Raw genomic sequence first — 21,755 nt, forward strand, 5'->3', positions numbered from 1 at the left:
GGACAAGCCGGGATGGCTCTATAATGGACTATGGTTGCCGCCATGCGTTGCATTTGTAATGGCTGGCGTAACACACTATTTACGGTCAGATTTTTGCTTCTATCCCGTCGCGGTCCCGGACATAATCGCGACTTAATGCTGGTCTGTTCAAATCGTGTTTTTTATGGAGCTCACCATGCACGTACTGGTTTGCGAAGACGATGAGCTGATCGCCAGCGGCATCGTCGCTGGCCTGTCAGCTCAGGGCCTTACCGTGGAGCACGTGGCCACTGCCTCGGCGGCCCGGGCGATGCTCAAGGTCGCCGAATTCGACGTGATGGTGCTCGACCTCGGCCTGCCCGATGAGGATGGACTGAAGCTACTGCAGCAGCTGCGCCATCACGGCCTGGAGATTCCGGTGCTGATCCTCACGGCGCGGGACTCGGTCACCGATCGTGTCGATGGTTTGCAGGCCGGAGCCGACGATTACCTGCTCAAGCCATTCGACCTGCGCGAACTGGCGGCGCGTCTGCACACCCTGTTGCGCCGGGTGGCCGGGCGCAGCGTCAATCTGATCGAGCACGGTGCCCTGACGTACGACCCGAGCAGCCGCGAAACCATGCTCGGCGGTCAGCCGGTGGACCTTTCGCGTCGTGAGCAGTCACTGTTGCAAGCCTTGTTGCATAACCGTGGACGGGTGCTGTCTACCGAACAACTGAAAGACAGCGTCTACGGCTTCAACGACGAACTGGAAAGCAACGCCCTTAACGTTCATATCCATCACCTCCGGCGTAAACTGGGTAACGGTATCGTCGAAACGGTGCGCGGCCTGGGATATCGCCTGGGGCCGGCGGACGGCGGAGATCAATCGAAGTGATGAGCCTGCGTTTGCGCCTGAGCCTCACGCTGGGCGCCGCTTTTGCGCTGATCTGGGCCCTGGCGGCGGCCTGGATGCTCAGCGACCTGCGCAATCAAATGATGTTTTCCCTCGACCAGCGGCTGGTGGCTTCGGCGCGCATGGTCGCCGGTCTGATGGAGCAATTGCCGGCGTTGCCGAGCAAGGGCGAGGGCACCCATTTCAGCGCCGAACAACTGAATATCCCCGGCGGCATGGCGTGTCAGGTCAGCTCGTTGCGCGGTGAAATCCTCGCCCGCAGCCACACCGACCCGCAACAAACCCTGGAAGCCGAGAAGATGGGCTTCCACGATCAGATGATCGACGGCGCGCCGTGGCGCAGTTTTACCCTGGCCCGCGGCGATCTGCGCATCACCACGGCCGATCGGCAGATCGAGCGCGAAGCCCTGAACATGTCGATCCTGCTGGCCGCCTCGGTGCCGGTCGGCGTGGCGTTGCTGGGCTGCCTGTGCCTGTTATGGCTGGGAATCGGTCAGGGACTGGCGCCGCTCAATCGCATGCGCGATGCCTTGAAAAGGCGCAGCGCCGATTCCCTGGAGCCTTTGCAGATCCAGCCGTTGCCCAGTGAACTGCAGCCCTTGCTCGATACCCAGAATCAGCTGTTGCAACGGATCGGCAAGACCATCGAGCGCGAGCGCCGCCTGACCGGTGACGCGGCCCACGAGTTGCGCAGCCCGCTGACAGCGATCAAGACCCACCTGCAAGTGGCGCGCATGACCGAAGGCGCGGCCCGGGATCAGTCCCTGGCCCGGGCCGAAGAGGGTGCCGATCGCCTGCACCGGACCCTTGAGCAGTTACTGCTGCTGGCGCGGGTCGAGGGCAGTCTGTCGTTCGACGATGGTGCGCAGTGCAGCGCTGAGCAAGTGGCGGAACTGGCCATTCAGGACGCCGCCAGCGGTGACCGCCAGCGAATCAGATTCAAGGTGCCGCCGAAGATCTCGCACGCCCCGGTGCAAATGCCGGCCGTGTTGTCCATCGCGGCGCTGCGCAACCTGCTGGACAATGCCCTGCGTCATACCCCCGGTGACGGTCCCGTGGAGCTGAGTCTGGAAACCGCCGACAACCACGTGCAGTTTGTGGTGCGCGACCATGGCCCTGGTATTGCCGACGAAGATCTGCAACACCTGACCCAACGTTTCTGGCGCAACGGCCAGAGCACCGGCTGCGGCTTGGGGCTTGCGATCGTCCAGGCCATCGTTCAGCGCTGTGGTTGTACCCTGCGTTTCGACAGCCGGCCGGATGGATTGCGGGTCGAATTGACCATGCCGCTGCAACCCGTTTGACCAACACCACAACCCCCCCTGTAGGAGGCGGCTTGTCGGGTCGCCGCATCGCAGCGAAGAGGCCATCAGCCGCGACATCAACGGCGCCTGACACACCGCCTTCGCCGGCAAGCCGGCTCCTGCAAGGGATCTGTGGTGCACATCAGATGTAACTTCTCTCCATTGGCATTCGAGCCCCCGCGGCGCTATCGTCCCCGCCAGCTTTGACTCAATGGATTGAGGTAACAGCGCCATGGATGCATCGATACACATCTGCAAGGCAAGCGTCGCCGACGCCGGCATCATCAGCCGCATCGTCGAGCGCTCCATCCGCGTCGGTTGCGCGATCGATCATCGCAACCATCCGCAAACCGTTGCCACCTGGACCCATAGCAAGACCATCGAACACATCCAGCCCTGGCTCAGCGACCCGCGGTTATACCTCAATATCGCCCTGCTGCAAGACAAGCCCGTCGGCGTTGCCATGGCCTCGATCAGCGGCAGGATCGCCTTCTGCTATGTACAGCCGGAATGGTTTCGACGGGGGGCCGGGCAAGCGCTGGTACAGGACCTCGAAGGCTGGCTGGCCAATCAGGGCTGGTGCCAGGCGCGACTCAACAGCACCCGCACCGGCGAAGCGTTTTACCGACATCTCGGCTACCGGCCTTGCGCCCAATCGTTCCTGGTCGCGGGCCTGCAAGCGATTCCCATGCACAAAGGCTTGTCGCCCCCTTCACGCAAAGCTGATCAGAGGGCTAAATCCCCGCGACCCTGATGCGTTTCCACAACAGGAAAACCTTTTTAGGGGTCGAGAGATGACAGTCGCTACCAGCCTTGTGGAAGATCAGTCGGCCCGGATCGCTCCGGCGCCGATCGAGGTGCTTTATCAGTTCAACGAATCGCCGTTGCTGGCCCGCCAGAGCCGGCAGGAATCGAATGCCCGCAGCTACCCGCGACGCATTCCCCTGGCACTCAAGCGCGCCAAAGGCATCTACGTCGAGGACGTCGAAGGTCGCACGTTCATCGACTGCCTGGCCGGCGCTGGCACGCTGGCGCTGGGGCATAACCACCCGGTAGTGATCGAAGCGATCCAGCAAGTGCTGACCGATGAATTGCCGTTGCACACCCTCGACCTGACCACCCCGGTCAAAGATCGGTTTGTCCAGGATCTGTTCGGCCTGCTGCCGCAAGCCTTGGCCATTGAAGCGAAGATCCAGTTCTGCGGCCCCACCGGTACCGACGCAGTGGAAGCTGCGCTGAAACTGGTGCGCACCGCCACCGGTCGCAGCACCGTACTGTCGTTTCAGGGCGGTTACCACGGCATGAGTCAGGGCGCGCTGAGCCTGATGGGCAGTCTGGGGCCGAAAAAACCCTTGGGCGCCTTGCTGAGCAGCGGCGTGCAGTTCATGCCGTACCCCTACGATTACCGCTGTCCGTTCGGTCTTGGCGGCGCACAAGGGGTGCAGGTCAACCTCAATTACCTGGAAAACCTGCTCAATGACCCGGAAGCCGGCGTGCAATTGCCGGCAGCGGTGATCGTCGAAGTGGTGCAGGGCGAGGGCGGGGTGATCCCGGCCGATCTCGACTGGCTGCGCGGTCTGCGACGGATTACCGAAAAGGCAGGCGTGGCGCTGATCGTCGATGAGATCCAGAGCGGATTTGCCCGCACCGGCAAAATGTTTGCCTTCGAGCATGCCGGGATCATTCCGGATGTGGTGGTGATGTCCAAAGCCATCGGTGGCAGCCTGCCACTGGCGGTGGTGGTCTATCGCGACTGGCTCGACACCTGGCTGCCGGGTGCCCATGCCGGGACGTTCCGCGGCAATCAGATGGCGATGGCGGCTGGCTCCGCGGTGATGCGTTACCTGACCGAACACGGCATCTGCGAGCATGCCGCCGCCATGGGCGAACGCTTGAGCGAACACCTGCGCATCCTGCAGCGGGACTTTCCACAACTGGGTGATATCCGCGGGCGCGGCTTGATGCTTGGTGTGGAACTGGTCGATCCGGCTGGCGCGCCGGATGCCCAGGGGCACCCGCCTATCTTTGCTCGCCTGGCACCGCTGGTGCAGCGCGAATGCCTCAAGCGCGGGCTGATCCTCGAACTGGGTGGTCGCCACGGCGGGGTGGTGCGCTTTTTGCCGCCACTGGTGATTACCGCAGCGGAAATCGATCGGGTCGCCGAGATTTTCGGCCGGGCCATGGCTGCTGCGGCTGCCGGCCTGTAAATTTTCCGGTACCTCGAACGTTCCTTCTACAGACCGGCTGCGCACGCAGTGCAGCCCACCCCTACAGCGATGGAGACACACCATGACGTCAGTATTCGACCGCGAGGACATCCTCTTTCAGGTCGTGGTCAACCACGAAGAGCAATACTCGATCTGGCCCGATTACAAGGCCGTGCCTGCCGGCTGGCGCACCGTGGGCAAGTGCGGTCTGAAAAAGGAATGCCTGGCGTACATTGAGGAAGCCTGGACCGACATGCGTCCGCTGAGCCTGCGGCAGAAGATGGAAGAGCAGGCAGCTGTGGCTCACTGAGTTTTACGCTTAGAAACAAACCCGCTGGACCGATCGGTCAGCGGGTTTTTTCTTGCCAATGCAGGAGCGAGCTTGCTCGCGAAAAACCCGAGAACGCTGCAGGTAGTCAGGCTTGTAGCGTTATCGTTGACGACCCTCGTCGGCATGCCGCCCGGGCCAAGCTCGCTCCTACAGGGATCGGCGCACCATTTCGCTTTTTCTACAGGAGACTGACAGCCGCTACGTCCCGCTCAACCCCTTGATCACCAAGTCCACATTCCCCTCCAGCTCCGACACCGGATCCGCCGCATCCACGCTCAACACCACCAACCGACTCCCAGCCTCGGCAATCACCGCTTTCACCGCGTCCGAAGGCTGCCGATGATGCAACACCACCGCCACATCATTGTCTTTCAGCGTAGCGCCCAATGCCTTGAGCGCTTCAGGTGTCCACTCGGCATCCGGCCGCGCATCGACGCCGATCAGCTCCAGGTTGAGGCCACCGATCAGGTAGCCGAAGTGATCGCTCAAGCTCATCACACTGAGGTTATCGGCACTGGCCAGCCGCGATTCGTTGTCGGCGCTGAATTTGAGCAAGCGTTGTTTAAGCGCCGCCAGGTTGGCCTCGATCTTCGGCTTGGCGTCTGGCGCCAGGCGCACCAGATCCGCGGCCATCACGTCCGCCATCCGTCCCATGTTGTTGCTGGAAAACCACGGCTGACTGTTCAACCCGTCGACCTTGTTGTCCGGCTGCACGGCGATGCCGGGCAGGGCGCCGTCCACCGGGCGCGCGGCATCGACTTCGACGATACGGATATTGCTGCGCCGGGAGATCGGGTACAGCGGATCATCCGCCCACAGTGAACGCAGGCCGATGACCGCATCGGCATCGCTCGCCAGTTTGGCCAGCGCCGGCGCGCCACGTCCAGTGAAGTAGGCGGTCTGACGGCTGCCAGGCAGGTTCGCCGGCGCCGCCCGTTCAAGGCTGATGTCAGTGCCCTTGAGCAAGACTTCGCCCAGACCGTAAGTGATCGGCAAGGACGCCAGCACGCGCAACGGTTTGGCGCCGTCCGCCGCGAAGGATGTATGGACCAGCCCGCACAGGGCTAAGGCCAGGCTCAATTGACGCAGAGAAAAAGACATTTATCCAAGGTTCCCTTTCAGACTGGGGACAACGCCACGGGCAATGGCGGCCAGGGCGAAGGCGATACCGGCCACCAGAATGATCGCGGCGCCGGACGGGATAGGCAGGTCGAAGACAATCGGTGCAAGAATCCCGCACAACGTGCTGACCGTGGCGATCAGTACCGAGCACCAGAAGAAGCCTTTCAACGACTGGCTCAGCAACCGCGCAGCCGCCGCCGGAATCACCAGCAGGGCGCCGACCAGAATCGCGCCGATGACCTTAACGGCCGCCACGGTGATCAGGGTCACCAGAATCACGAACAGGTAATCCAGGGTCTTTACCGCCACACCGCGCACCGCCGCCAGCTGCGGATTGAAACTGGCGAGCATGATGCGGTTGTACAGCGGCAAGGCCAGCGCCATCACCAGCGAACCGACGATGGCCAGCACCAGCAGGTCGTTGCCGTTGACCGTCAACACCGAGCCGAACAAGACGTTTTCCAGAATGTGCACGTTGATCTTGCCGGCCAGGATCAGCAGCAGACTGGCCCCTAGCGCCAACGAAACCGAGAGGAAAACGCCGATCAAGGTATCCGGCGCCAGGCCGGTGCGGTTGCGCAGGTAGTTGAGCAGGATGCCGAATAACAGGCAGTAGCCGAACAGGCTGCCGTAAGGTCCGGTGTAGGGTTCACCGAGCAGGATGCCGATGGCCACGCCGGTCAATGCCGCGTGACCCACCGCTTCGGAGAAAAACGCGAAGCGCTTGACCACCACCAGCGTGCCCAGGCCGCCCAGCACCGGGCCGATCAGCAAGCCGGCGAGCAGGGCATTGACCACGAATCCATAGGCCAGCGCCTCGGGCAGATAACCCGACGAGGCCCAGCCCTGGACCATCAAGCGAAAGGCTTCGTAACTCATCAGGCAGCGCTCCGTGGATGGGTGGAGAACAGGGTCAGCAGGCGTTCCGGCGTCAGTGCCTGTTTCGGTGCGGCATCGAACAGTACCCGGCGATTGAGTCCGGTGACGCGATCGGCCAGACGACCGACCGCTTCCAGGTCATGCTCGATCCACAGCACGGTGATGCCGCTCCGGCGCCAGTCGCCGAGCAGCCGTTCGAACACCTGGATGCCCGCCTCATCGAGGGCCGACATCGGCTCATCCAGCACCAGCAATTGCGGCGCCGGGATCAGCCCCTGAGCCAGCAACACGCGCTGGCGTTCGCCACCGGACAAGGCGCCCATGCGTCGTTTGCGCTTGTCCTGCATGCCGACCCGTTCCAGTGCTTCACCGATCGCGGCCGCGTAATGCTTGCTCAAACCAAGGAACGCCGGCCGCCGCTGGCACATCGCGGCCATGAAATCTTCGACGGTCATCGGCAGGCCGCGGTCGAATTCCAGCGCTTGCGGAACATAGCCGATGGTCCCGGGCGTACCTGGCCATTGCAGGCTCAAGCGACCCTGATGCGGCATCTGCCCGAGCAGGGTCTTGATCAGCGAACTCTTGCCGCCCCCGTTGGGACCGACCAGCGCATGCACGCTGCCGGGCTGGACCTGGAAGGTGACCTGGTCGAGGATCCTCGTGCGGCCGAGGGTCAGGCTGACCTCCGCAAAATCCAGCGTCGGGCCCAAACCCTGTGGGAGCGAGCTTGCTCGCGATTGCGGTGTGTCATTTGGCAATGATGTTGACTGACCCACCGCCTTCGCGAGCAAGCTCGCTCCCACAGGGGATTCGGTGTCAGCGGGTCCGGAGGGTCGTGTACTGATGGTTTCTTTCGCCGTCATGCGCCGGACTCCTGAATCGCCCGGACCACAGTATTGAGGTTGCCGGTCATTTCCTTTTCGTACTTGTCAGCCGTGTACTCGCCATAGGAAATGTGCGACAGCGGATAGAGCTTCACCCCGGATTCACGCTGAATGGTCTCGACGTAGGTGGATGGAAAATCCATCTCCGAAAAGATCACTTTCACGTCCAGTTCGCGCAGTTGGTCGATGGTCTTTTTCAGCTGGCTCGGGCTTGGCTCGATGCCATGGGCCGGCTCGACCACGGCTGTCACTTCGAGGCCAAATTCGCGCAGCAGGTAGTCATACGCCGCATGCACCGTTGCCACCCGCAGTTCGGCGTTTGGCGCCTGGGTCAGTTTGGCCAGGGCGTCGGCGCGCATCTGCCGCAGGCGTTTGCCGTAGGCGCGGGCGTTCTGGGTGTAGGTCTTGCCGTTGGCCGGATCGAGCTTGCCCAGTTCCCGGGCGATGTTGTTGACCTGGGCAATCGAGGCGCTGATCGACAGGAAGGTGTGCGGGTTCACGACCTTGCCGGCACCGCGGGCGGCGACGCCGGTCGCGGCCAGCAAGGGGACGTTTTCGTTGGCTTCGATCACCGGGACGTTCGGCGTTTCGCTGGCGGCAATCATGCGGTCGGCAAAGTCGTCATGACCCACACCGTTGAGCACGACCACGTCCAGGCCGCTGATGCGCTTGATGTCTTCGGCGCGAGGCTCGTAGGCATGCGGGTTGAAGCCGGCCGGGATCAGCGGCACGACTTCGGCCTTGTCGCCGACGATGTTGGCCACATAGCTGTAATAAGGGTGCAGGGTGATACCGATGCGCAGGCGCTTGGCCTCGTCGGCGCTGGCCAGGGGTGTCAGCAGGCAGGCGAGCAGGCCGACCAGCAGCAGGCGCAGCAATGAGCGTGGAGATGAACTAGGCATGGGAAAGCGGTCTTCTCTCGGGTAATGGCGAGGGTTCAGTGCCGGTGCTGGCGGGTCACGCCGGCATCGAATTGCGCGACGATCTGCTGCCAGCCGGCGCTTTCGAGTGCGGTATCGGAGAGGTCAGTCGGGGCCGCGAGGGTTGTGCCGGGGTTGAGCCAGATGTCCGGCGCATCGTCGTCAGCGCTCAGGCGCATCAGAAACGAGCCGGCCACCGCAGGCGCCTGGCTCTGGCCGAAGTAGGCCCTGGCCTCGAGCAATTGCCAGGCATGACCGCCACGGCTGACGGAACTTGCATCCTGCGCAAAAGGCGCGAAGCCTTCGTCGGCGAGGACTTCAGGCGTCGGCAAGGTCTGCTGTTCCTGGCGCAACAGATGAATTTCGTCCAGCGTCACCCGCAGGTCGGCGTAGATGCCTTGCTCGGAGGCGCTCAGGTCGCGACGGGCATCCAGTTGATGACTGTTGACGTTACTCACTTCCTGGGATTCGTGGCGCCAGGCGACGACCGAGCCAGCCACCGCCAGGATCATCAGGCACAACAGCAGCACATAAAGGGTTTCATGGCCGGCTCCGGCCGGGCGGACGACGTGGGTGGTTGGGGTGCTCATGGGGCCTCGATGTCCGCTTGGTCGATCTCGACGACGTGACCGGGACCGGCGTCGAACAGCACGTAGAATTCGGCGCCGGGCTTCTTGAAGGTCAGGGTCGAATCGGCACCGAGCTTGCCCGGCACCAGGATGGTCTCGTCGTAGCCGATGACGTCCAGGGTTACGCCCGGCGCACCGCTGCCATCGGAAAAGCCGCCGGTGCACCGGATCTGCTCGGCGTCGATGGCCTTGCATTCGCACATCGGGTTGTGGGCCAGGGCGCTGGCGCTGAAACCGGCGCAAAGCACCAGCAACGCGGCGCCCAGAGGACGGATGACATTGATCATGGTTTACCTCCTTGTTGGTTCAGCCAGGCGAGGGTGGCCGGGGAGGCCTGGCTCAGCGGAATGGATGCCTGATGCATGCTGCCGTCCCACCCTTCCATGGTGATCCACAGCTCGGCGTCGGCCTTGGTCTTCTCCGGGATCGGCAGCATCGCCCCCATGCGATATGGCGTGCCGAAGAAAATCACCCCGGCGGCGCGCAGGCTGCGGGGCTTGCCGATGCGCAGGTAAGTCGCCTTGACTTGATCGCGGCAGCTGTCGCACAGCGCCGCATTGAAGTTCTTCATGTAGCCGGCCGGGCCATCGAGCCTCGGTGCTTCATTGCGCAATTCGGCCAGGCGCAGGCTCCAGGGCCCGACCTGAACCTCACCGACTTCCCGCTCGCCCAGGCCCGTATCACCACGAAACAATGCGGCATCGGCGAAGTATTTGGGCATGAATCCCAGAGGCACCAGCAACAGCAGGACGTTGATGTGGAAACGCCATTTGTGCCAGAAACGGCTCAGTTTCGAACCCGGTTTTTCTGCGGCGAACAGGCTCATTGGCTGACCTCCGTGGTTTCACGGCTGGAGACCGCGGCAGTCTGGCTGCGTGGGGTCTTGTTGCCGCGCTTGAGGGCATTCGCCGTGGCCAGTGCGGTGCGCTTGGTCCAGATCAACAGGCCACTGAGCACCATCATGCTCAGGATCAGGCCGAAGAAGAACCAGATCAGCTTGATCCAGAGGCCACCGAAATCGCCGGTGTGCAGCGGCCGCATGGATTCGGTCACCAGTTCCAGGCCCGAGCGGTCCGACAGCAGGCGGGTGGCGCCGACGTCGCCGGTGTACGGGTTGATCTCGGCGGTCTGGAATATCAGCGGATACCAACTGCGCCCCCCCACCGACAGGTAGCTGTAGGCATTGGCGGGCATGCTGACAAAACTGTCTTCCAGCCCGGGGATGCTGGCCTTGGCCTGCGCAATCGCGGTCTCCAGGCTGATCATCGGTGCCGGCGCGCCATCGGCGGACATCGGCACGCTTTCGCGCTGGACCACCAGCGCTACCGGTGCGGTGGAAATCGAAACCTGGTTATCGAACATGAAGGCTTCGATCAGGAACCAGGTGCTGGTGACGGAAATCACCGCGATGAACCAGATCGACCAGATGCCGCTGAGGCGGTGAAAATCGCCCCAGAAGATCCGTGCACCGTGGCGAATACGCAGGGTCGGCCGGAAAAAGCCTTTCCAGAAGCGCTTGTAGACCACCAGCCCGGTGACCAGGGACGCGAGCAACGGCAGGCTGAGGAACGACACCAGGTACCAGCCCCAGCTGTAACCGTTGGTGAACGGCACCAGCCACCAGCCATGCAGGGCACGGGTAAAGGCCTTGAAATTGAATTGCGGGGCTGTGCCCTGGATCACGCCGGTGTACGGGTTGACGTACACCGTCACCGAACGACCGTCGGGATAGCTGACCTCCACGTCGAGGGCGAAGTGTGATTCGTCGGGTCGACTGATGGACTCGACCAGGGTATTGGGTTCGGCCTTCTTGATGGCGGCAATGATCTGGTCATAACTGAGCAGCGGCGCATCGTCCGAAGGCTGGCTGGCGCGCATCTGCGGGTTGGCCAGCCAGACGATTTCCTGACTGACCACCGCCAGGGTGCCGGTCACGCAGACGATCAACACGAAAAACCAGATGGGCAGGGCCAGCCAGCTATGGACCAGAAACCAGAGTTTTGAGCGGGATTTCTTCGACATGATTAAAGGTCTTGTTTCGATGAGAGGGCCTCTGCTGCGGGCTTCCCAGCGTTGAGGTCCATGGAAGGTCCGGCCGTGGCTTTTGCCTACGCGGCCCGACTGCATCTATATAAGACGAATGAGCATCGGAAATCCCGAAGGGGAATATGAAAGAAAATGTTTCGCGTTCCCATCCAGGCTGATTTTGCGTTGGAATGACGATCCGCCGCGAGCCAAAGATGGCCAGCGGCGGCGATTTGATTCAGTTCAGTCAGGCATTGAGGTCAGAGCAGGAAACCGAGCGCTTCAGTGAGCAGCAATTCAGGGACTTCTTCAGGGATGTAGTGGCCGGCGGGCAGCGACTTGCCTCGGACATCGGTGGCCACCTGTTGCCATTCCTTGAGCGGTTCGAAACAGCGCCCGACCGTGGGTGACTCCTTGTTGTAGTGGCCTGCATCCTGAAATTTTCGGGGCCGAAGGACAAGTCGCAAAGTGTGGTGCAATTATTCATGACGTGTGTTCAAGGGGATATGCAGTGTTGGTGATGGCCCCATCGCGGGCAAGCCACGCTCCCACAGGTTTTGTGTCGTTCTTGATAATTGCGAACGACACAAAACCTGTGGGAGCGTGGCTTGCCCGCGAAGGGGCCCGAACAGTCACCGAAAATTTCAGCCCTGCTGAAACATCTCCTTCGCCCGCTGCTCAATTTGCTCCTGAGTCAGGTCCTCCTTGTGCGTAGCCAGGAACCACAGATGCCCATAGGGGTCTTTCAAGGTCCCGGAGCGGTCGCCATAAAACTGGTCCTTGACCTCGGACACCACCGTGCCGCCCGCCGCAATCGCCTGTTTAAAGGACGCGTCCACATCGTTCACATACAGGTGCAGCCCGACGGATGGCGATGTGTCTGGGTTGCTCAACGGCCCTTGATCACAAGGCGTGCCCAGCATGATCGGGCAATCGCCGATACGCAGTTCGGCGTGGCCGATGCCGCCATCCGGCATGGCCAGGCGCATGACTTCGGTGGCGCCAAAGGCTTTTTTATAGAAGTCGATAGCTTCGGCAGCTTTCTGGATGCCCAGATACGGGGTGATGCTGTGATAACCCTCGGGGATAGGTTTGACGCTCATGACAGTTCTCCCTTTTTGTTGTGAGTTGACGAGGTTTCGCCGGTCTGCGGCCGAACAAGTGTAGAAGAAGCAGAGGGTTCGGGCCGGCGTTCAACCCCGCGCAGCCACGACAACGCACGGCACTGCAATCTGTTGCACCTCGATACCCACTATCGAGAGCGTTGATTTCTGCCCGTCCAGTGGCGCGAGTAGCCTGTGTTCATTGCCCGAACCCAGAAGCCAGGACGCCAGATCATGAAACACCTTATCGCCACTTTCCTGCTGCTCGCAGCCTCCGTTCTCACCGGATGTGCCAGCCATGTTTCCCCGGAATTGCGGCCCTACACCGCTGAAGAAAGCAAGGAGCTGGCGCTGGAAGCCTTGAATCGTCGCGGCTTGTCCTTCGACGAGTACCACTCGAAAAAAGCCGAACTGCTCGGTGAGCCGCAGAATTCTTTCAGTTTCGACAAGCAAGCCGAAATGAACGCCGAACGTGCCGTACAACTTCACGGCCGCCCAAGCTGAGCGACTGTACTGCTCGAAGTTTCACCCAACTGTCCGTGGGTTTCGCGCAAGGTGTGCGATAGGGTCAATACCTGACTGCCCCTGATGGACTGCCACCGATGACACTCTCGCTCGATCTGCTGCTGGGCTTCGCACTTTTTGCCCTGGTTACCTCGATTACACCTGGCCCGAACAACACCATGTTGCTGGCATCGGGCGTGAACTTCGGATTCAACCGCACCATCCCCCATATGCTTGGCATCACCTGCGGTTTTTTCGTGCTGGTCGTGGCCGTGGGTTTCGGCCTGGGCGCCGTGTTTCAAACCTATCCATTGCTCTACACGGTGCTGCGGTACATCGGCGCTGCGTATTTACTGTACCTGGCGTGGAAAATCGCCCATTCCGGCCCCGTCTCCGACGCCGGGCAGAGCGAGGCCAAGCCGATCAGCTACCTGGGTGCCGCAGCGTTTCAATGGGTCAACCCCAAGGCCTGGATCATGGCGATTGGTGCCATCAGCACTTACACACCGATGCAAGGCTATTTCACCAATGTGATCGTGATTGCCGCGGTCTTTGCCCTGATCAACTTGCCCAGCGTCGGTGTCTGGGCCGCTTGCGGTACGCTGTTGCGCAACGTGCTGAAAGATCGCCGCTGGTTGCGCCTGTTCAACTGGGGCATGGCCGCGCTGCTGGTGGCTTCGCTTTACCCGATATTGCTCGAAAGCTTTGGCTGAGCTTGGCTTCAACCGGTGGCCCGATGCCTGTTAAGCTCGACTTCAGGAGCGTTCCTACGCACTTTTAAATGAAGTTGTTCTTCTTTAACGGCCTCCGATCAGGTATTTCTAAGGTTCCGGACGATCGGCGCAGCTCACGAGGCTGAGCCTTGACCGTTGGGTAACGAGCTTCCTGATCCCGGAACACGCTCTGCGAGTCCTTTATGAATAAACGTCCACTGTATTTCGACTACGCCGCCACCACGCCGGTGGATGAGCGGGTCATCCAGGTCATGATCGAATGCCTGGGTTTCAACGGCAATTTCGGCAACCCGGCCTCCAGCGCCCATGCATTCGGCCAGCAGGCCCGGCAATCGGTCGAGCAGGCCCGGCGGCAGGTGGCGGAACTGGTCGGCGCCCAGGCGGAGCAGATCGTCTGGACCTCCGGCGCCACCGAATCGAACAATCTGGCCCTCAAGGGCGTGGCCCAGGCGCGCGGCGTGGGTGGCGGCCACATCATCACCAGCCAGATCGAGCACAAGGCCATTCTCGACACCGCGAAACAATTGCAGGACGCCGGTGTGGCAGTCACGTATCTGGCGCCCGACGCCGAAGGCCTGATTACCCCGCAAGCTGTCAGCGAGGCGATGCGCGAGGACACCTTTCTGGTCTCGCTGATGCTGGTCAACAACGAACTGGGCACCGTCAATGACATCCCGGCCATCGGCCGGATCGTGCATGCCCGCGATGCGCTGTTCCATGTCGACGCGGCGCAGGGCGCAGGCAAGGTTGCGATAGATCTGGCCGAATGGCCGGTGGACCTGATGTCGTTTTCCGCCCACAAGATTTATGGCCCCAAAGGCATTGGTGCGCTATATGTCGGCCCGCGCGCGCAGCAGCGCTTGCAGGCGCAGATCCACGGTGGCGGTCACGAAGGAGGCTTGCGCTCCGGTACGCTGGCGACTCACCAGATCGCCGCCATGGGTGCGGCCTTCGCGTTGGCGGGGCAATTGTTCGATGAAGAAAAAGCCATGATCGAGCGTCTGCGTGGACGTCTGCTCGAACCGCTACTGGACATTCCCGGCGTTCGCCTCAATGGCAGCCCGAGCCAACGCATTCCCCATACCCTGAGCCTGACCTTCAACGAAGGCGGGTTCAGCTCTGTGGCGTTGAGCGCCACGATCGCGTTTTCCGCGACCTCGGCCTGTAATTCCGCCAGCAATGCGCCCTCCCATGTGCTGCTGGCCCTGGGGCACGACGCCCGCTCGGCGAGCCGTACCATCCGCTTGAGTCTGGGACGTTTCACCACCGAGCAGGATATTGATCAAGCGGTACACCTGATTAAATCGGCCTGCGCCAGTGCTCCGGCATTCTGGGCGACAGGGCCATAAAGCGCCGGCTTCGATCGGCACTCGACAATAATGATGAAGTGGTTAGCAGGAGACACGATGAGTACGCAGCCTTCGATCAATGGATCGGTGCCCGAGCGCCTGGCGCACACCCGCGAGCTGATGAGCCGGGAGGGCATTCACGCTCTGCTGGTGCCGTCGGCCGACCCGCACCTGTCGGAATACCTGCCGGGCTATTGGCAAGGGCGGCAGTGGTTGTCCGGTTTCCATGGCTCGGTCGGCACACTGATCGTGACCAGGGAGTTTGCCGGAATCTGGGCAGACAGCCGTTACTGGGAACAAGCGAGCAAGGAACTCCAGGGCAGCGGCATCGAACTGGTCAAGCTGCAGCCGGGTCAACCCGGCCCGCTGGACTGGCTGGCCGAGCAAACCCCGGAAGGCGGCGTCGTCGCGGTGGATGGTGCGGTGATGGCCGTGGCCTCGGCGCGTACCTTGGGTGGCAAGCTCGCAGAACGCGGCGCACGGCTGCGCACCGATATCGATTTGTTAAGCGAAGTCTGGAGCGACCGCCCGAACCTGCCGAACGAGCCGATCTACCAACACTTACCGCCGCAGGCGACTGTCAGCCGCGGCGATAAACTCGCCAAGCTGCGCGAAGTAATGAAGGAGCGCAGTGCCGACTGGCATTTCATCGCCACCCTCGATGACATCGCCTGGCTGTTCAACCTGCGCGGCGGTGATGTGTCGTTCAACCCGGTGTTCGTCTCCTTCGCCTTGATCAGCCAGCAGCAGGCCACCTTGTTCGTCGCCCTGAGCAAAGTTGACAGCGAACTGCGCGCAATCCTCGAACAGGACGGCGTGACCCTGCGTGATTACAGCGAAGTGGCCGAGGCCTTGCGGGGCGTGCCGAGCGGCGCCAGCCTGCTGGTCGACCCGGCGCGGGTAACAGCGGGGTTGCTGGATAACCTGGGCAGCGGCGTCAAGCTGGTCGAGGGCCTGAACCCGACGACATTGGCCAAGTCGCAGAAAAGCCTGGCCGATGCCGGGCACATACGTCAGGCCATGGAACAGGACGGCGCGGCGCTGTGCGAATTCTTCGCCTGGCTGGAGTCGGCATGGGGCCGTGAGCGCATTACCGAACTGACCATCGATGAACACCTGACCGCCGCGCGTACCCGACGTCCGGGTTATGTGTCGCTGAGCTTCAACACCATTGCCGCATTCAACGCCAATGGCGCGATGCCGCACTACCACGCCACCGAGGAAGAGCACGCGGTGATCGAGGGCGACGGTCTGTTGCTGATCGATTCCGGCGGCCAATACCTGGGCGGCACTACGGACATCACGCGGATGGTCCCGGTCGGCACGCCGACGGATGAGCAGAAACGCGATTGCACGCGGGTACTCAAAGGCGTGATTGCCTTGTCCCGGGCCCAATTCCCGAAAGGCATCCTGTCGCCCCTGCTGGATGCCATAGCTCGCGCGCCGATCTGGGCCGAAAGCGTTGACTACGGTCATGGCACCGGTCATGGCGTCGGCTACTTCCTTAACGTGCACGAAGGTCCGCAGGTCATCGCCTATCAGGCGGCAGCCGCGCCACAAACGGCCATGCAGCCGGGCATGATCACCTCCATCGAACCGGGCACTTATCGTCCAGGCCGCTGGGGCGTACGGATCGAGAACCTGGTATTGAATCGCGAGGCGGGCAAGAGCGAATTTGGTGAGTTCCTGAAATTCGAGACCCTGACCTTGTGCCCGATCGACACTCGCTGCCTGGAACCGTCGCTGCTGACCGAAGATGAAAAACAGTGGTTCAACGCTTACCACGCCGAGGTGCGCGAACGCCTGAGCCCCTTGCTCGACGGTGCAGCCCTGGAGTGGTTGAACACCCGAACCGCGGCTATTTGATCGGCATGAGTTCAGGCGCTGTTGCCAGCGCCTCGCTCATGTAGTCGACAAAGGCTTTGACCCTGGCGGATTGGCGACGATTCGCCGGGGACACAGCATGAATCGGCAGCGATTGCGCGGTGTAATCTTGCAAGATTGCCCTCACTCTTCCAGCCTTCAGATCCTCGCTGAACAGCCACACTGGCGACAGCGCAATGCCCAGCCCTCCCAACACCATCTCGCGAATAGCCTCGGAATTGTTGCTTTGTGCGTTGCCCTTGATCCGCACTTCGTGGCGGTGGGCATCTTTCTCGTAAACCCAGAGGTTTTGACTGTTCAGCAGGTTGAACTGCAGGCAATTGTGCTCGCTCAGTGCTTCAGGTGTTTGCGGCTGGCCGTGTCGCGCCAGGTAGTCAGGCGCGGCAATGGTCACCCGGTGGGTGGTGCCTATAGGGCGGGCAATCAGGCCGCTGTCGTTGAGCTCGCCGATTCTGAACGTGACATCCAGTCCTTCGCTGACCAGGTCCAGATTCTGATCGCTCAGTTGCAGATCAATCTGCACCCGAGGGTACTGTTTGAGAAAGTCCGGGAGTCGCGAGGCAATCTGCAAGCGCCCAAAGCTCACGGATGAACCCACCCTCAGGTTACCGGCAACGGTTTCGCGCCCCGATTGAAAGCTGTGTTCTGCGGCGTCTACGGCTGCGAGGATTTGCCGGCATTCGGTGTAGTACCGCTGACCTTCATCGGTCAGGGACAGTTGTCGGGTGCTGCGGGAAATCAGTTTTCCACCCAAGTCGATTTCCAGTGCCCGCAGGACTTTGCTGATAGTTGGCTGACTGGTGTGCAATTCCCGGGCAACCGCGGAAAAGCTGCCGCGTTCGACCACCCGGACGAAGATCGCCATTGCGTTGAGTTTGTCCACGGGGTTTCCCATTCATGCCAAAGGGGCATGGTCACTATAGCCATATGACGTCTTATCGGCATGAGTGAGTTGACGGAAGATCGATTTCACAGCCACCTCTGATGGGATACGTGAAATGACTGACTCACTTGAAATGCGCGCTTTGATTGTCGATTCGGTGAATGCGCCACTGCGCCTGACCTCCATTCAACGACCTGTGCCTGGAACCGGGGAAGTGTTGGTCAGGATCAAGGCCAGCGGGCTGAACCCCCTGGACGGAAAAATCCGCTCGGGCCAGGCCGCTCACGCGCGTCAGCCACTGCCGGCGATTCTGGGCATGGACCTGGCGGGAACCGTCGAGGCGTTGGGGGAGGGCGTCAGCGACTGGAAGCCGGGTGATGAGGTTTATGCCCTGGCGACGGGTATTGGCGGTGCGCAGGGTTCACTGGCTGAATACGCTGCGGTCGATGCGCGACTGCTGGCCCGTAAACCGGGCAACCTGAGTATGCGCGAGGCGGCGGCGATGCCATTGGTGTTGATCACGGCATGGGAAGGCCTGGTGGACCGGGCTCGGGTGCGGGCGGGTCAAAAGGTATTGATTCACGGTGGTGCTGGGGGTGTCGGCCATGTTGCGGTGCAGATAGCCCGGGCATTTGGAGCCGAGGTGTTTGCCACGGGTTCTGCTAAGCACAAGGCGGTCATCGAGAGTTTCGGCGCTACCTTTATCGATTATCGCAAGGTGTCGGTTGAAGAGTATGTAGCCGAGCATACGGCCGGGGAGGGCTTCGATATTGTCTACGACACAGTGGGTGGTGAAACACTGGATGCGTCCTTCAACGCCGCGCGGGTTTACGAAGGGCATGTGCTGAGTTGTCTCGGTTGGGGGCAACACAGTCTTGCACCCCTGTCGTTTCGCGGGGCGAGCTATTCCGGGGTGTTTACCTTGTTGCCCCTGCTGACTGGCAAGGGGCGGGAGCATCACGGGCAGATTCTTCGGGATGCGGCTCGGTTGATTGAAGCGGGGCAGCTACATCCTTTGCTCGACCCCCGGCAATTTACGCTGCAAACCGCGGAGTTCGCCCATGAGCTGCTCGTTTCCGGCCCTGCTCAGGGGCGATTGGTCGTTGATATTTAACCCAGGGCTTCAAGCACGAACTCCAGCCGATCCTGGCCAAAGAACAACTCGTCACCGACAAACATGCTCGGTGCGCCGAATACACCCCGTTGCACCGCTTTATCGGTGTTGTCCTTGAGTGCGGCTTTTACTTGCTCATCGCCGGTCAAGGCCAGCACTTCATCCGGATCGAAGCCGTTCCGGGTCAGCACCGACGCGACCGTTGCCAGGTCATCGAGACTGCGGCCTTCAACCCAGAAGGCGTGGAACAGGCAGTCGATGAAGGCTTGAAAGTGTTCGGGATGGCGCAACTGCATGCCCGTGACGGCGCGCATGAGCATCAGGGTATTGATGGGAAAGTGCGGGTTGAACTTCAGTGGCACGCCGTAGCGCCGGGCATAGCGCTCCAGATCCTGAAACATATAGCGGCCCTTGGCCGGGATGGTCGCCGGGGAGGCGTTGCCGGTGGCTTTGAACACGCCGCCGAGCAGGATCGGAATGTAGATCAGGCGACTGTCGGTCTGCGCGCAGATTTTCGGCAGTTGGGTATAGGCCAGATAGGTCGCGGGGCTGCCGAGGTCGAAAAAGAACTCCAGGGTTTTGCTCATGGTCGATGTGCTCTGCTTATTATTGTAGGGGAGGGCTTACCAACGCTCATTCCATGGACGCAGGTCCAGTTCGAAGGTCCAGGCATCCCGGGGCTGGCTGTGCAGGTACCAATAGTTCTCGGCGATGTGCTCGGGGTTGAGGATGCCGTCCTGCTCCTTGGTCGCGTATTTTTCCGGAAAGCTGTCACGGATGAAGTCGGTATCGATGGCGCCGTCAACGACGACATGGGCGACGTGGATATTCATCGGGCCCAATTCCCGGGCCATACTTTGGGCCAGCGCGCGAATCCCGTGTTTGGCGCCGGCAAAGGCCGCAAACCCCGCCGCACCGCGCAAGCCAGCGGTGGCGCCGGTGAACAGGATGGTGCCGCGTTGACGCTTGGCCATGCGCTTGGCCACTTCACGGCCGTTGAGAAACCCCGAGAAGCAGGCCATTTCCCAGATCTTGAAATACTTGCGGGCGGTTTCTTCGAGAATGCTGCACGGCACATTGGCGCCGATGTTGAAGACGAACGCTTCAATAGGCCCGATCTCGGTTTCGATCTGTTCGACCAGCGCAATCACCTCTTCTTCCTTGCGTGCATCGCAGGCGAATCCATGGGCTTGTGCGCCACCGGCCTGGATGGCCTCCACCAGCGGCTGGATTTTGTCCGCGCTACGCCGAGTGACGCAGGCCACATAACCTTCCCGGGCAAAACGCTTGGCGATGGCACCGCCAGTGGCATCCCCTGCGCCGACAACCAGTACGACCTTCTTATTGTTCATCGGTAGATCCCTTTGATAAACGATCGTTAACTAAACGAACGTTATGCTACGATTGGGCAGGCGTCAAGGCGATCAATTCTGAGGGCAAGGCAATGCGTTACTCGGCCAGTCACAAGCTGGAAACCAAAGAAAAGCTGCTGCAAAGCAGTGCGGTATCGGCCAAGCAATCCGGTTTTTCAACGGTGGGTGTCGACGGCTTGATGAAAGCGATCGGCTTGAGTGGCGGGGCTTTTTACAGCCACTTTTCGTCGAAGGATGAACTGTTCGCATCCATCGTCGAGCGCGAGTTGAGTCAAAGCCTGGCTCGGTTGGGGGCTGACCAGGATCGGGGCAAGCTTGAACGTTGCCTGAAGCATTACCTGACCATGGCCCATGTCGAGCATCCGGGCTCCGGCTGTGCGTTACCGGCCCTGGGCGCGGAGATTGCCCGTTCGGACATCACGATTCGCCAGCAGGCGGAGCATTGGATTTGTCAGCTGCAGGCGAGTTGGGCGCAGGTCCTGGAGAGTGACAGCCTGGCCTGGGCGATCCTGTCGCAATGCATCGGTGCGTTGGTCGTGGCACGCATGTTGGCCACGCCAGATCTGCAGCGCAGGGTGCTGACGTCCAGTCATGAAGAGATTGGCCGTCAGATCGCAGGTCCGCGAACCTGACCAGGCGACCTATTTGCAGATGACGATCATGCTGCGGCTGGTGTAGCCGGCAGGATTGAGCCCAAAAGGATAATCGCCTGGTTCTTCCACCGTGTCCCCCGACTTGGCGATGACCTTGTAACCCTTGGGCGCACACGAATTGGCAGCGCTGGTGTAGCACTTGTCCCAGGACGACGACAGCCCGGAACAGTTGATATGCAACCCTTTCTTGCCATGTTTGATGGTGGGTTTCGACGTCGCCGCGCAGCCCGCAACCGCCAGTATGGCGATCAGTATCAAAATTCGTTTCATTACTGTCCTTATAGCGTCCCCGGATCTTGATGCCCGGGTCTTGCTGTATTCGCTTTCGCTGGAAGCGTCTCCGATATCCCTTTCCTGAAAAATCCATGTCTGGCACCGGGTTACGGCTTTAAACATGGCCTAATTGCGCAGTAAATACCAGACCCTTGTCACAATCCGATATCAATCCGCCACGACGGCAGGCTTCACGGCGTTGCCCATGGTCATGGTCGCACCGACTGACGCCAGGATAATGCACAGGATAGCCAGCCACTGTGACAACGAGAGGTATTCCTGGAGGAACAACAGGCCGGACAATGCGCCAATCGCAGGTTCAATGCTCATCAGCGTGCCGAATGTCCGGGCCGGCATCCGGGTGAGGGCGACCATCTCCAGCGTATAGGGCAGTGCGCTAGACAACAGGGCGACGCCAATGGCTATGGGGATCAACGACGGTGTCAGCAGGGCGGCGCCAGCGTGGACGATGCCGATCGGAGCGACGAACAGTGCGGCGATCATCATCCCCAATGCTGCGGTCTGCACGCCATTGTCGGCCCCGGCTTTTTGCCCGAACAGGATGTACAGCGCCCAGCAGACACCCGCTCCCAAGGCATATCCGGCGCCGGCCAGATCGATACTGGCAGAGGCGGCTCCGGTCGGTATCAACAGCATCAGGCCGATGGCCGCCAAAGCGATCCACACAAAGTCGATGGCTCGCCGCGAGG

General features: G+C 61.3%; 25 protein-coding genes and 1 pseudogene (1 of these 26 only partly in view). 11 read left to right on the forward strand and 15 right to left on the reverse strand.

Annotated features, from left to right (window positions below):
* Window positions 1–175 precede the first annotated feature (175 nt).
* From PMA3_RS07295 to PMA3_RS07315, 5 genes are all read left to right on the forward strand, one after another.
* Window positions 176–856: a response regulator gene (locus tag PMA3_RS07295; RefSeq protein WP_064676528.1), complete on the forward strand. Its 681-nt coding sequence runs from the start codon at window positions 176–178 to the stop codon at window positions 854–856.
* Window positions 853–2,178 carry an ATP-binding protein gene (locus PMA3_RS07300; protein WP_064676529.1) on the forward strand — a complete coding sequence of 442 codons (1,326 nt, stop codon included), beginning with the start codon at window positions 853–855 and terminating at the stop codon, window positions 2,176–2,178. The genes PMA3_RS07295 and PMA3_RS07300 overlap by 4 nt, the downstream gene beginning before the upstream one ends.
* 232 nt (window positions 2,179–2,410) lie before the next feature.
* A complete protein-coding gene (locus PMA3_RS07305) occupies window positions 2,411–2,932 on the forward strand; it encodes a GNAT family N-acetyltransferase (RefSeq protein ID WP_064676530.1) in 522 nt (173 codons plus the stop codon).
* Between the two features lie 40 nt (window positions 2,933–2,972).
* Window positions 2,973–4,385, forward strand: a complete 1,413-nt coding sequence (locus PMA3_RS07310; protein WP_064676531.1) for an aspartate aminotransferase family protein — start codon at window positions 2,973–2,975, stop codon at window positions 4,383–4,385.
* Window positions 4,386–4,467: 82 nt separating this feature from the next.
* Entirely contained in the window at window positions 4,468–4,695 is a 228-nt protein-coding gene (locus PMA3_RS07315; protein ID WP_064676532.1) for an MbtH family protein, read from the forward strand.
* Between the two features lie 219 nt (window positions 4,696–4,914).
* Here the strand turns inward: PMA3_RS07315 and PMA3_RS07320 are convergent, their stop codons facing one another.
* From PMA3_RS07320 to PMA3_RS07365, 10 genes and pseudogenes are all read right to left on the reverse strand, one after another.
* Window positions 4,915–5,817, reverse strand: a complete 903-nt coding sequence (locus PMA3_RS07320; protein ID WP_064676533.1) for a metal ABC transporter substrate-binding protein — start codon at window positions 5,815–5,817, stop codon at window positions 4,915–4,917.
* Window positions 5,818–6,717, reverse strand: coding sequence for a metal ABC transporter permease (locus tag PMA3_RS07325; RefSeq protein ID WP_003226663.1), 900 nt, complete (start codon window positions 6,715–6,717; stop codon window positions 5,818–5,820).
* A complete protein-coding gene (locus tag PMA3_RS07330) occupies window positions 6,717–7,580 on the reverse strand; it encodes a metal ABC transporter ATP-binding protein (protein WP_064676534.1) in 864 nt (287 codons plus the stop codon). Before PMA3_RS07330 ends, PMA3_RS07325 begins: the two co-directional genes overlap by 1 nt.
* A complete protein-coding gene (locus PMA3_RS07335; RefSeq protein WP_064676535.1) occupies window positions 7,577–8,503 on the reverse strand; it encodes a metal ABC transporter substrate-binding protein in 927 nt (308 codons plus the stop codon). The genes PMA3_RS07330 and PMA3_RS07335 overlap by 4 nt, the downstream gene beginning before the upstream one ends.
* A 35-nt stretch (window positions 8,504–8,538) precedes the next feature.
* The gene (locus PMA3_RS07340; RefSeq protein WP_064676536.1) at window positions 8,539–9,111 is read right to left on the reverse strand and encodes a DUF6162 family protein; all 573 of its coding nucleotides are present in this window, start codon (window positions 9,109–9,111) and stop codon (window positions 8,539–8,541) included.
* A complete protein-coding gene (locus PMA3_RS07345; RefSeq protein WP_064676537.1) occupies window positions 9,108–9,437 on the reverse strand; it encodes a hypothetical protein in 330 nt (109 codons plus the stop codon). Before PMA3_RS07345 ends, PMA3_RS07340 begins: the two co-directional genes overlap by 4 nt.
* Complete coding sequence (locus PMA3_RS07350) at window positions 9,434–9,976, reverse strand: hypothetical protein (protein WP_064676538.1); 543 nt, start codon at window positions 9,974–9,976, stop codon at window positions 9,434–9,436. Before PMA3_RS07350 ends, PMA3_RS07345 begins: the two co-directional genes overlap by 4 nt.
* Window positions 9,973–11,172 carry a PepSY-associated TM helix domain-containing protein gene (locus PMA3_RS07355; RefSeq protein WP_064676539.1) on the reverse strand — a complete coding sequence of 400 codons (1,200 nt, stop codon included), beginning with the start codon at window positions 11,170–11,172 and terminating at the stop codon, window positions 9,973–9,975. Before PMA3_RS07355 ends, PMA3_RS07350 begins: the two co-directional genes overlap by 4 nt.
* A gap of 263 nt (window positions 11,173–11,435) precedes the next feature.
* Window positions 11,436–11,579, reverse strand: a pseudogene (locus tag PMA3_RS30520) (alpha/beta hydrolase); the annotation flags it as partial.
* A 240-nt stretch (window positions 11,580–11,819) separates the two neighbouring features.
* Entirely contained in the window at window positions 11,820–12,278 is a 459-nt protein-coding gene (locus PMA3_RS07365; RefSeq protein WP_064676541.1) for a VOC family protein, read from the reverse strand.
* Between the two features lie 234 nt (window positions 12,279–12,512).
* Between PMA3_RS07365 and PMA3_RS07370 the strand changes: the two genes are divergently transcribed.
* The 4 genes from PMA3_RS07370 (at window position 12,513) to PMA3_RS07385 (ending at window position 16,731) form a co-directional block, all read left to right on the forward strand.
* Entirely contained in the window at window positions 12,513–12,782 is a 270-nt protein-coding gene (locus PMA3_RS07370; RefSeq protein ID WP_064676542.1) for a hypothetical protein, read from the forward strand.
* Window positions 12,783–12,880: 98 nt separating this feature from the next.
* The gene (locus tag PMA3_RS07375) at window positions 12,881–13,495 is read left to right on the forward strand and encodes a LysE family translocator (protein WP_064676543.1); all 615 of its coding nucleotides are present in this window, start codon (window positions 12,881–12,883) and stop codon (window positions 13,493–13,495) included.
* A gap of 203 nt (window positions 13,496–13,698) precedes the next feature.
* Entirely contained in the window at window positions 13,699–14,865 is a 1,167-nt protein-coding gene (locus PMA3_RS07380) for a cysteine desulfurase family protein (RefSeq protein ID WP_064676544.1), read from the forward strand.
* Between the two features lie 57 nt (window positions 14,866–14,922).
* Entirely contained in the window at window positions 14,923–16,731 is a 1,809-nt protein-coding gene (locus tag PMA3_RS07385; RefSeq protein ID WP_064676545.1) for an aminopeptidase P family protein, read from the forward strand.
* On the opposite strand, the gene PMA3_RS07390 is transcribed toward PMA3_RS07385, so the two are convergent.
* Complete coding sequence (locus tag PMA3_RS07390; protein ID WP_193408120.1) at window positions 16,724–17,644, reverse strand: LysR family transcriptional regulator; 921 nt, start codon at window positions 17,642–17,644, stop codon at window positions 16,724–16,726. The two genes, PMA3_RS07385 and PMA3_RS07390, sit on opposite strands and share 8 nt — an antisense overlap.
* Before the next feature lie 103 nt (window positions 17,645–17,747).
* Between PMA3_RS07390 and PMA3_RS07395 the strand changes: the two genes are divergently transcribed.
* Entirely contained in the window at window positions 17,748–18,746 is a 999-nt protein-coding gene (locus tag PMA3_RS07395; protein WP_064676547.1) for a zinc-dependent alcohol dehydrogenase family protein, read from the forward strand.
* On the opposite strand, the gene PMA3_RS07400 is transcribed toward PMA3_RS07395, so the two are convergent.
* Both PMA3_RS07400 and PMA3_RS07405 read right to left on the reverse strand, forming a co-directional pair.
* Window positions 18,743–19,333 carry a 2-hydroxychromene-2-carboxylate isomerase gene (locus PMA3_RS07400; protein ID WP_064676548.1) on the reverse strand — a complete coding sequence of 197 codons (591 nt, stop codon included), beginning with the start codon at window positions 19,331–19,333 and terminating at the stop codon, window positions 18,743–18,745. The two genes, PMA3_RS07395 and PMA3_RS07400, sit on opposite strands and share 4 nt — an antisense overlap.
* A 36-nt stretch (window positions 19,334–19,369) precedes the next feature.
* Window positions 19,370–20,098, reverse strand: coding sequence for an SDR family oxidoreductase (locus PMA3_RS07405; RefSeq protein ID WP_064676549.1), 729 nt, complete (start codon window positions 20,096–20,098; stop codon window positions 19,370–19,372).
* A gap of 92 nt (window positions 20,099–20,190) precedes the next feature.
* Between PMA3_RS07405 and PMA3_RS07410 the strand changes: the two genes are divergently transcribed.
* Window positions 20,191–20,751: a TetR/AcrR family transcriptional regulator gene (locus tag PMA3_RS07410; RefSeq protein WP_064676550.1), complete on the forward strand. Its 561-nt coding sequence runs from the start codon at window positions 20,191–20,193 to the stop codon at window positions 20,749–20,751.
* Between the two features lie 9 nt (window positions 20,752–20,760).
* Here the strand turns inward: PMA3_RS07410 and PMA3_RS07415 are convergent, their stop codons facing one another.
* Window positions 20,761–21,042, reverse strand: a complete 282-nt coding sequence (locus PMA3_RS07415; protein WP_064676551.1) for a hypothetical protein — start codon at window positions 21,040–21,042, stop codon at window positions 20,761–20,763.
* Window positions 21,043–21,213: 171 nt separating this feature from the next.
* Window positions 21,214–21,755: the 3' portion of a threonine/homoserine exporter RhtA gene (gene rhtA, locus PMA3_RS07420; protein ID WP_064676552.1), read on the reverse strand. Its footprint extends 346 nt past the window's final position; 542 of the gene's 888 nt are visible here — the last part of the coding sequence; the start codon falls outside the window, past its right edge; its stop codon occupies window positions 21,214–21,216.

It is taken from the genome of Pseudomonas silesiensis (assembly GCF_001661075.1).
Classification (GTDB): domain Bacteria; phylum Pseudomonadota; class Gammaproteobacteria; order Pseudomonadales; family Pseudomonadaceae; genus Aquipseudomonas; species Aquipseudomonas silesiensis.

Excerpts from the sequence above, each read along its gene's own strand:
- PMA3_RS07295 (WP_064676528.1), top strand. The coding sequence starts at position 176 with ATGCACGTACTGGTTTGCGAAGACGATGAGCTGATCGCCAGCGGCATC.
- PMA3_RS07305 (WP_064676530.1), top strand. The coding sequence starts at position 2,411 with ATGGATGCATCGATACACATCTGCAAGGCAAGCGTCGCCGACGCCGGC.
- PMA3_RS07310 (WP_064676531.1), top strand. The coding sequence starts at position 2,973 with ATGACAGTCGCTACCAGCCTTGTGGAAGATCAGTCGGCCCGGATCGCT.
- PMA3_RS07315 (WP_064676532.1), top strand. The coding sequence starts at position 4,468 with ATGACGTCAGTATTCGACCGCGAGGACATCCTCTTTCAGGTCGTGGTC.
- PMA3_RS07320 (WP_064676533.1), bottom strand. The coding sequence starts at position 5,817 with ATGTCTTTTTCTCTGCGTCAATTGAGCCTGGCCTTAGCCCTGTGCGGG.
- PMA3_RS07325 (WP_003226663.1), bottom strand. The coding sequence starts at position 6,717 with ATGAGTTACGAAGCCTTTCGCTTGATGGTCCAGGGCTGGGCCTCGTCG.
- PMA3_RS07330 (WP_064676534.1), bottom strand. The coding sequence starts at position 7,580 with ATGACGGCGAAAGAAACCATCAGTACACGACCCTCCGGACCCGCTGAC.
- PMA3_RS07335 (WP_064676535.1), bottom strand. The coding sequence starts at position 8,503 with ATGCCTAGTTCATCTCCACGCTCATTGCTGCGCCTGCTGCTGGTCGGC.
- PMA3_RS07340 (WP_064676536.1), bottom strand. The coding sequence starts at position 9,111 with ATGAGCACCCCAACCACCCACGTCGTCCGCCCGGCCGGAGCCGGCCAT.
- PMA3_RS07345 (WP_064676537.1), bottom strand. The coding sequence starts at position 9,437 with ATGATCAATGTCATCCGTCCTCTGGGCGCCGCGTTGCTGGTGCTTTGC.
- PMA3_RS07350 (WP_064676538.1), bottom strand. The coding sequence starts at position 9,976 with ATGAGCCTGTTCGCCGCAGAAAAACCGGGTTCGAAACTGAGCCGTTTC.
- PMA3_RS07355 (WP_064676539.1), bottom strand. The coding sequence starts at position 11,172 with ATGTCGAAGAAATCCCGCTCAAAACTCTGGTTTCTGGTCCATAGCTGG.
- PMA3_RS07365 (WP_064676541.1), bottom strand. The coding sequence starts at position 12,278 with ATGAGCGTCAAACCTATCCCCGAGGGTTATCACAGCATCACCCCGTAT.
- PMA3_RS07370 (WP_064676542.1), top strand. The coding sequence starts at position 12,513 with ATGAAACACCTTATCGCCACTTTCCTGCTGCTCGCAGCCTCCGTTCTC.
- PMA3_RS07375 (WP_064676543.1), top strand. The coding sequence starts at position 12,881 with ATGACACTCTCGCTCGATCTGCTGCTGGGCTTCGCACTTTTTGCCCTG.
- PMA3_RS07380 (WP_064676544.1), top strand. The coding sequence starts at position 13,699 with ATGAATAAACGTCCACTGTATTTCGACTACGCCGCCACCACGCCGGTG.
- PMA3_RS07385 (WP_064676545.1), top strand. The coding sequence starts at position 14,923 with ATGAGTACGCAGCCTTCGATCAATGGATCGGTGCCCGAGCGCCTGGCG.
- PMA3_RS07390 (WP_193408120.1), bottom strand. The coding sequence starts at position 17,644 with ATGGGAAACCCCGTGGACAAACTCAACGCAATGGCGATCTTCGTCCGG.
- PMA3_RS07395 (WP_064676547.1), top strand. The coding sequence starts at position 17,748 with ATGACTGACTCACTTGAAATGCGCGCTTTGATTGTCGATTCGGTGAAT.
- PMA3_RS07400 (WP_064676548.1), bottom strand. The coding sequence starts at position 19,333 with ATGAGCAAAACCCTGGAGTTCTTTTTCGACCTCGGCAGCCCCGCGACC.
- PMA3_RS07405 (WP_064676549.1), bottom strand. The coding sequence starts at position 20,098 with ATGAACAATAAGAAGGTCGTACTGGTTGTCGGCGCAGGGGATGCCACT.
- PMA3_RS07410 (WP_064676550.1), top strand. The coding sequence starts at position 20,191 with ATGCGTTACTCGGCCAGTCACAAGCTGGAAACCAAAGAAAAGCTGCTG.
- PMA3_RS07415 (WP_064676551.1), bottom strand. The coding sequence starts at position 21,042 with ATGAAACGAATTTTGATACTGATCGCCATACTGGCGGTTGCGGGCTGC.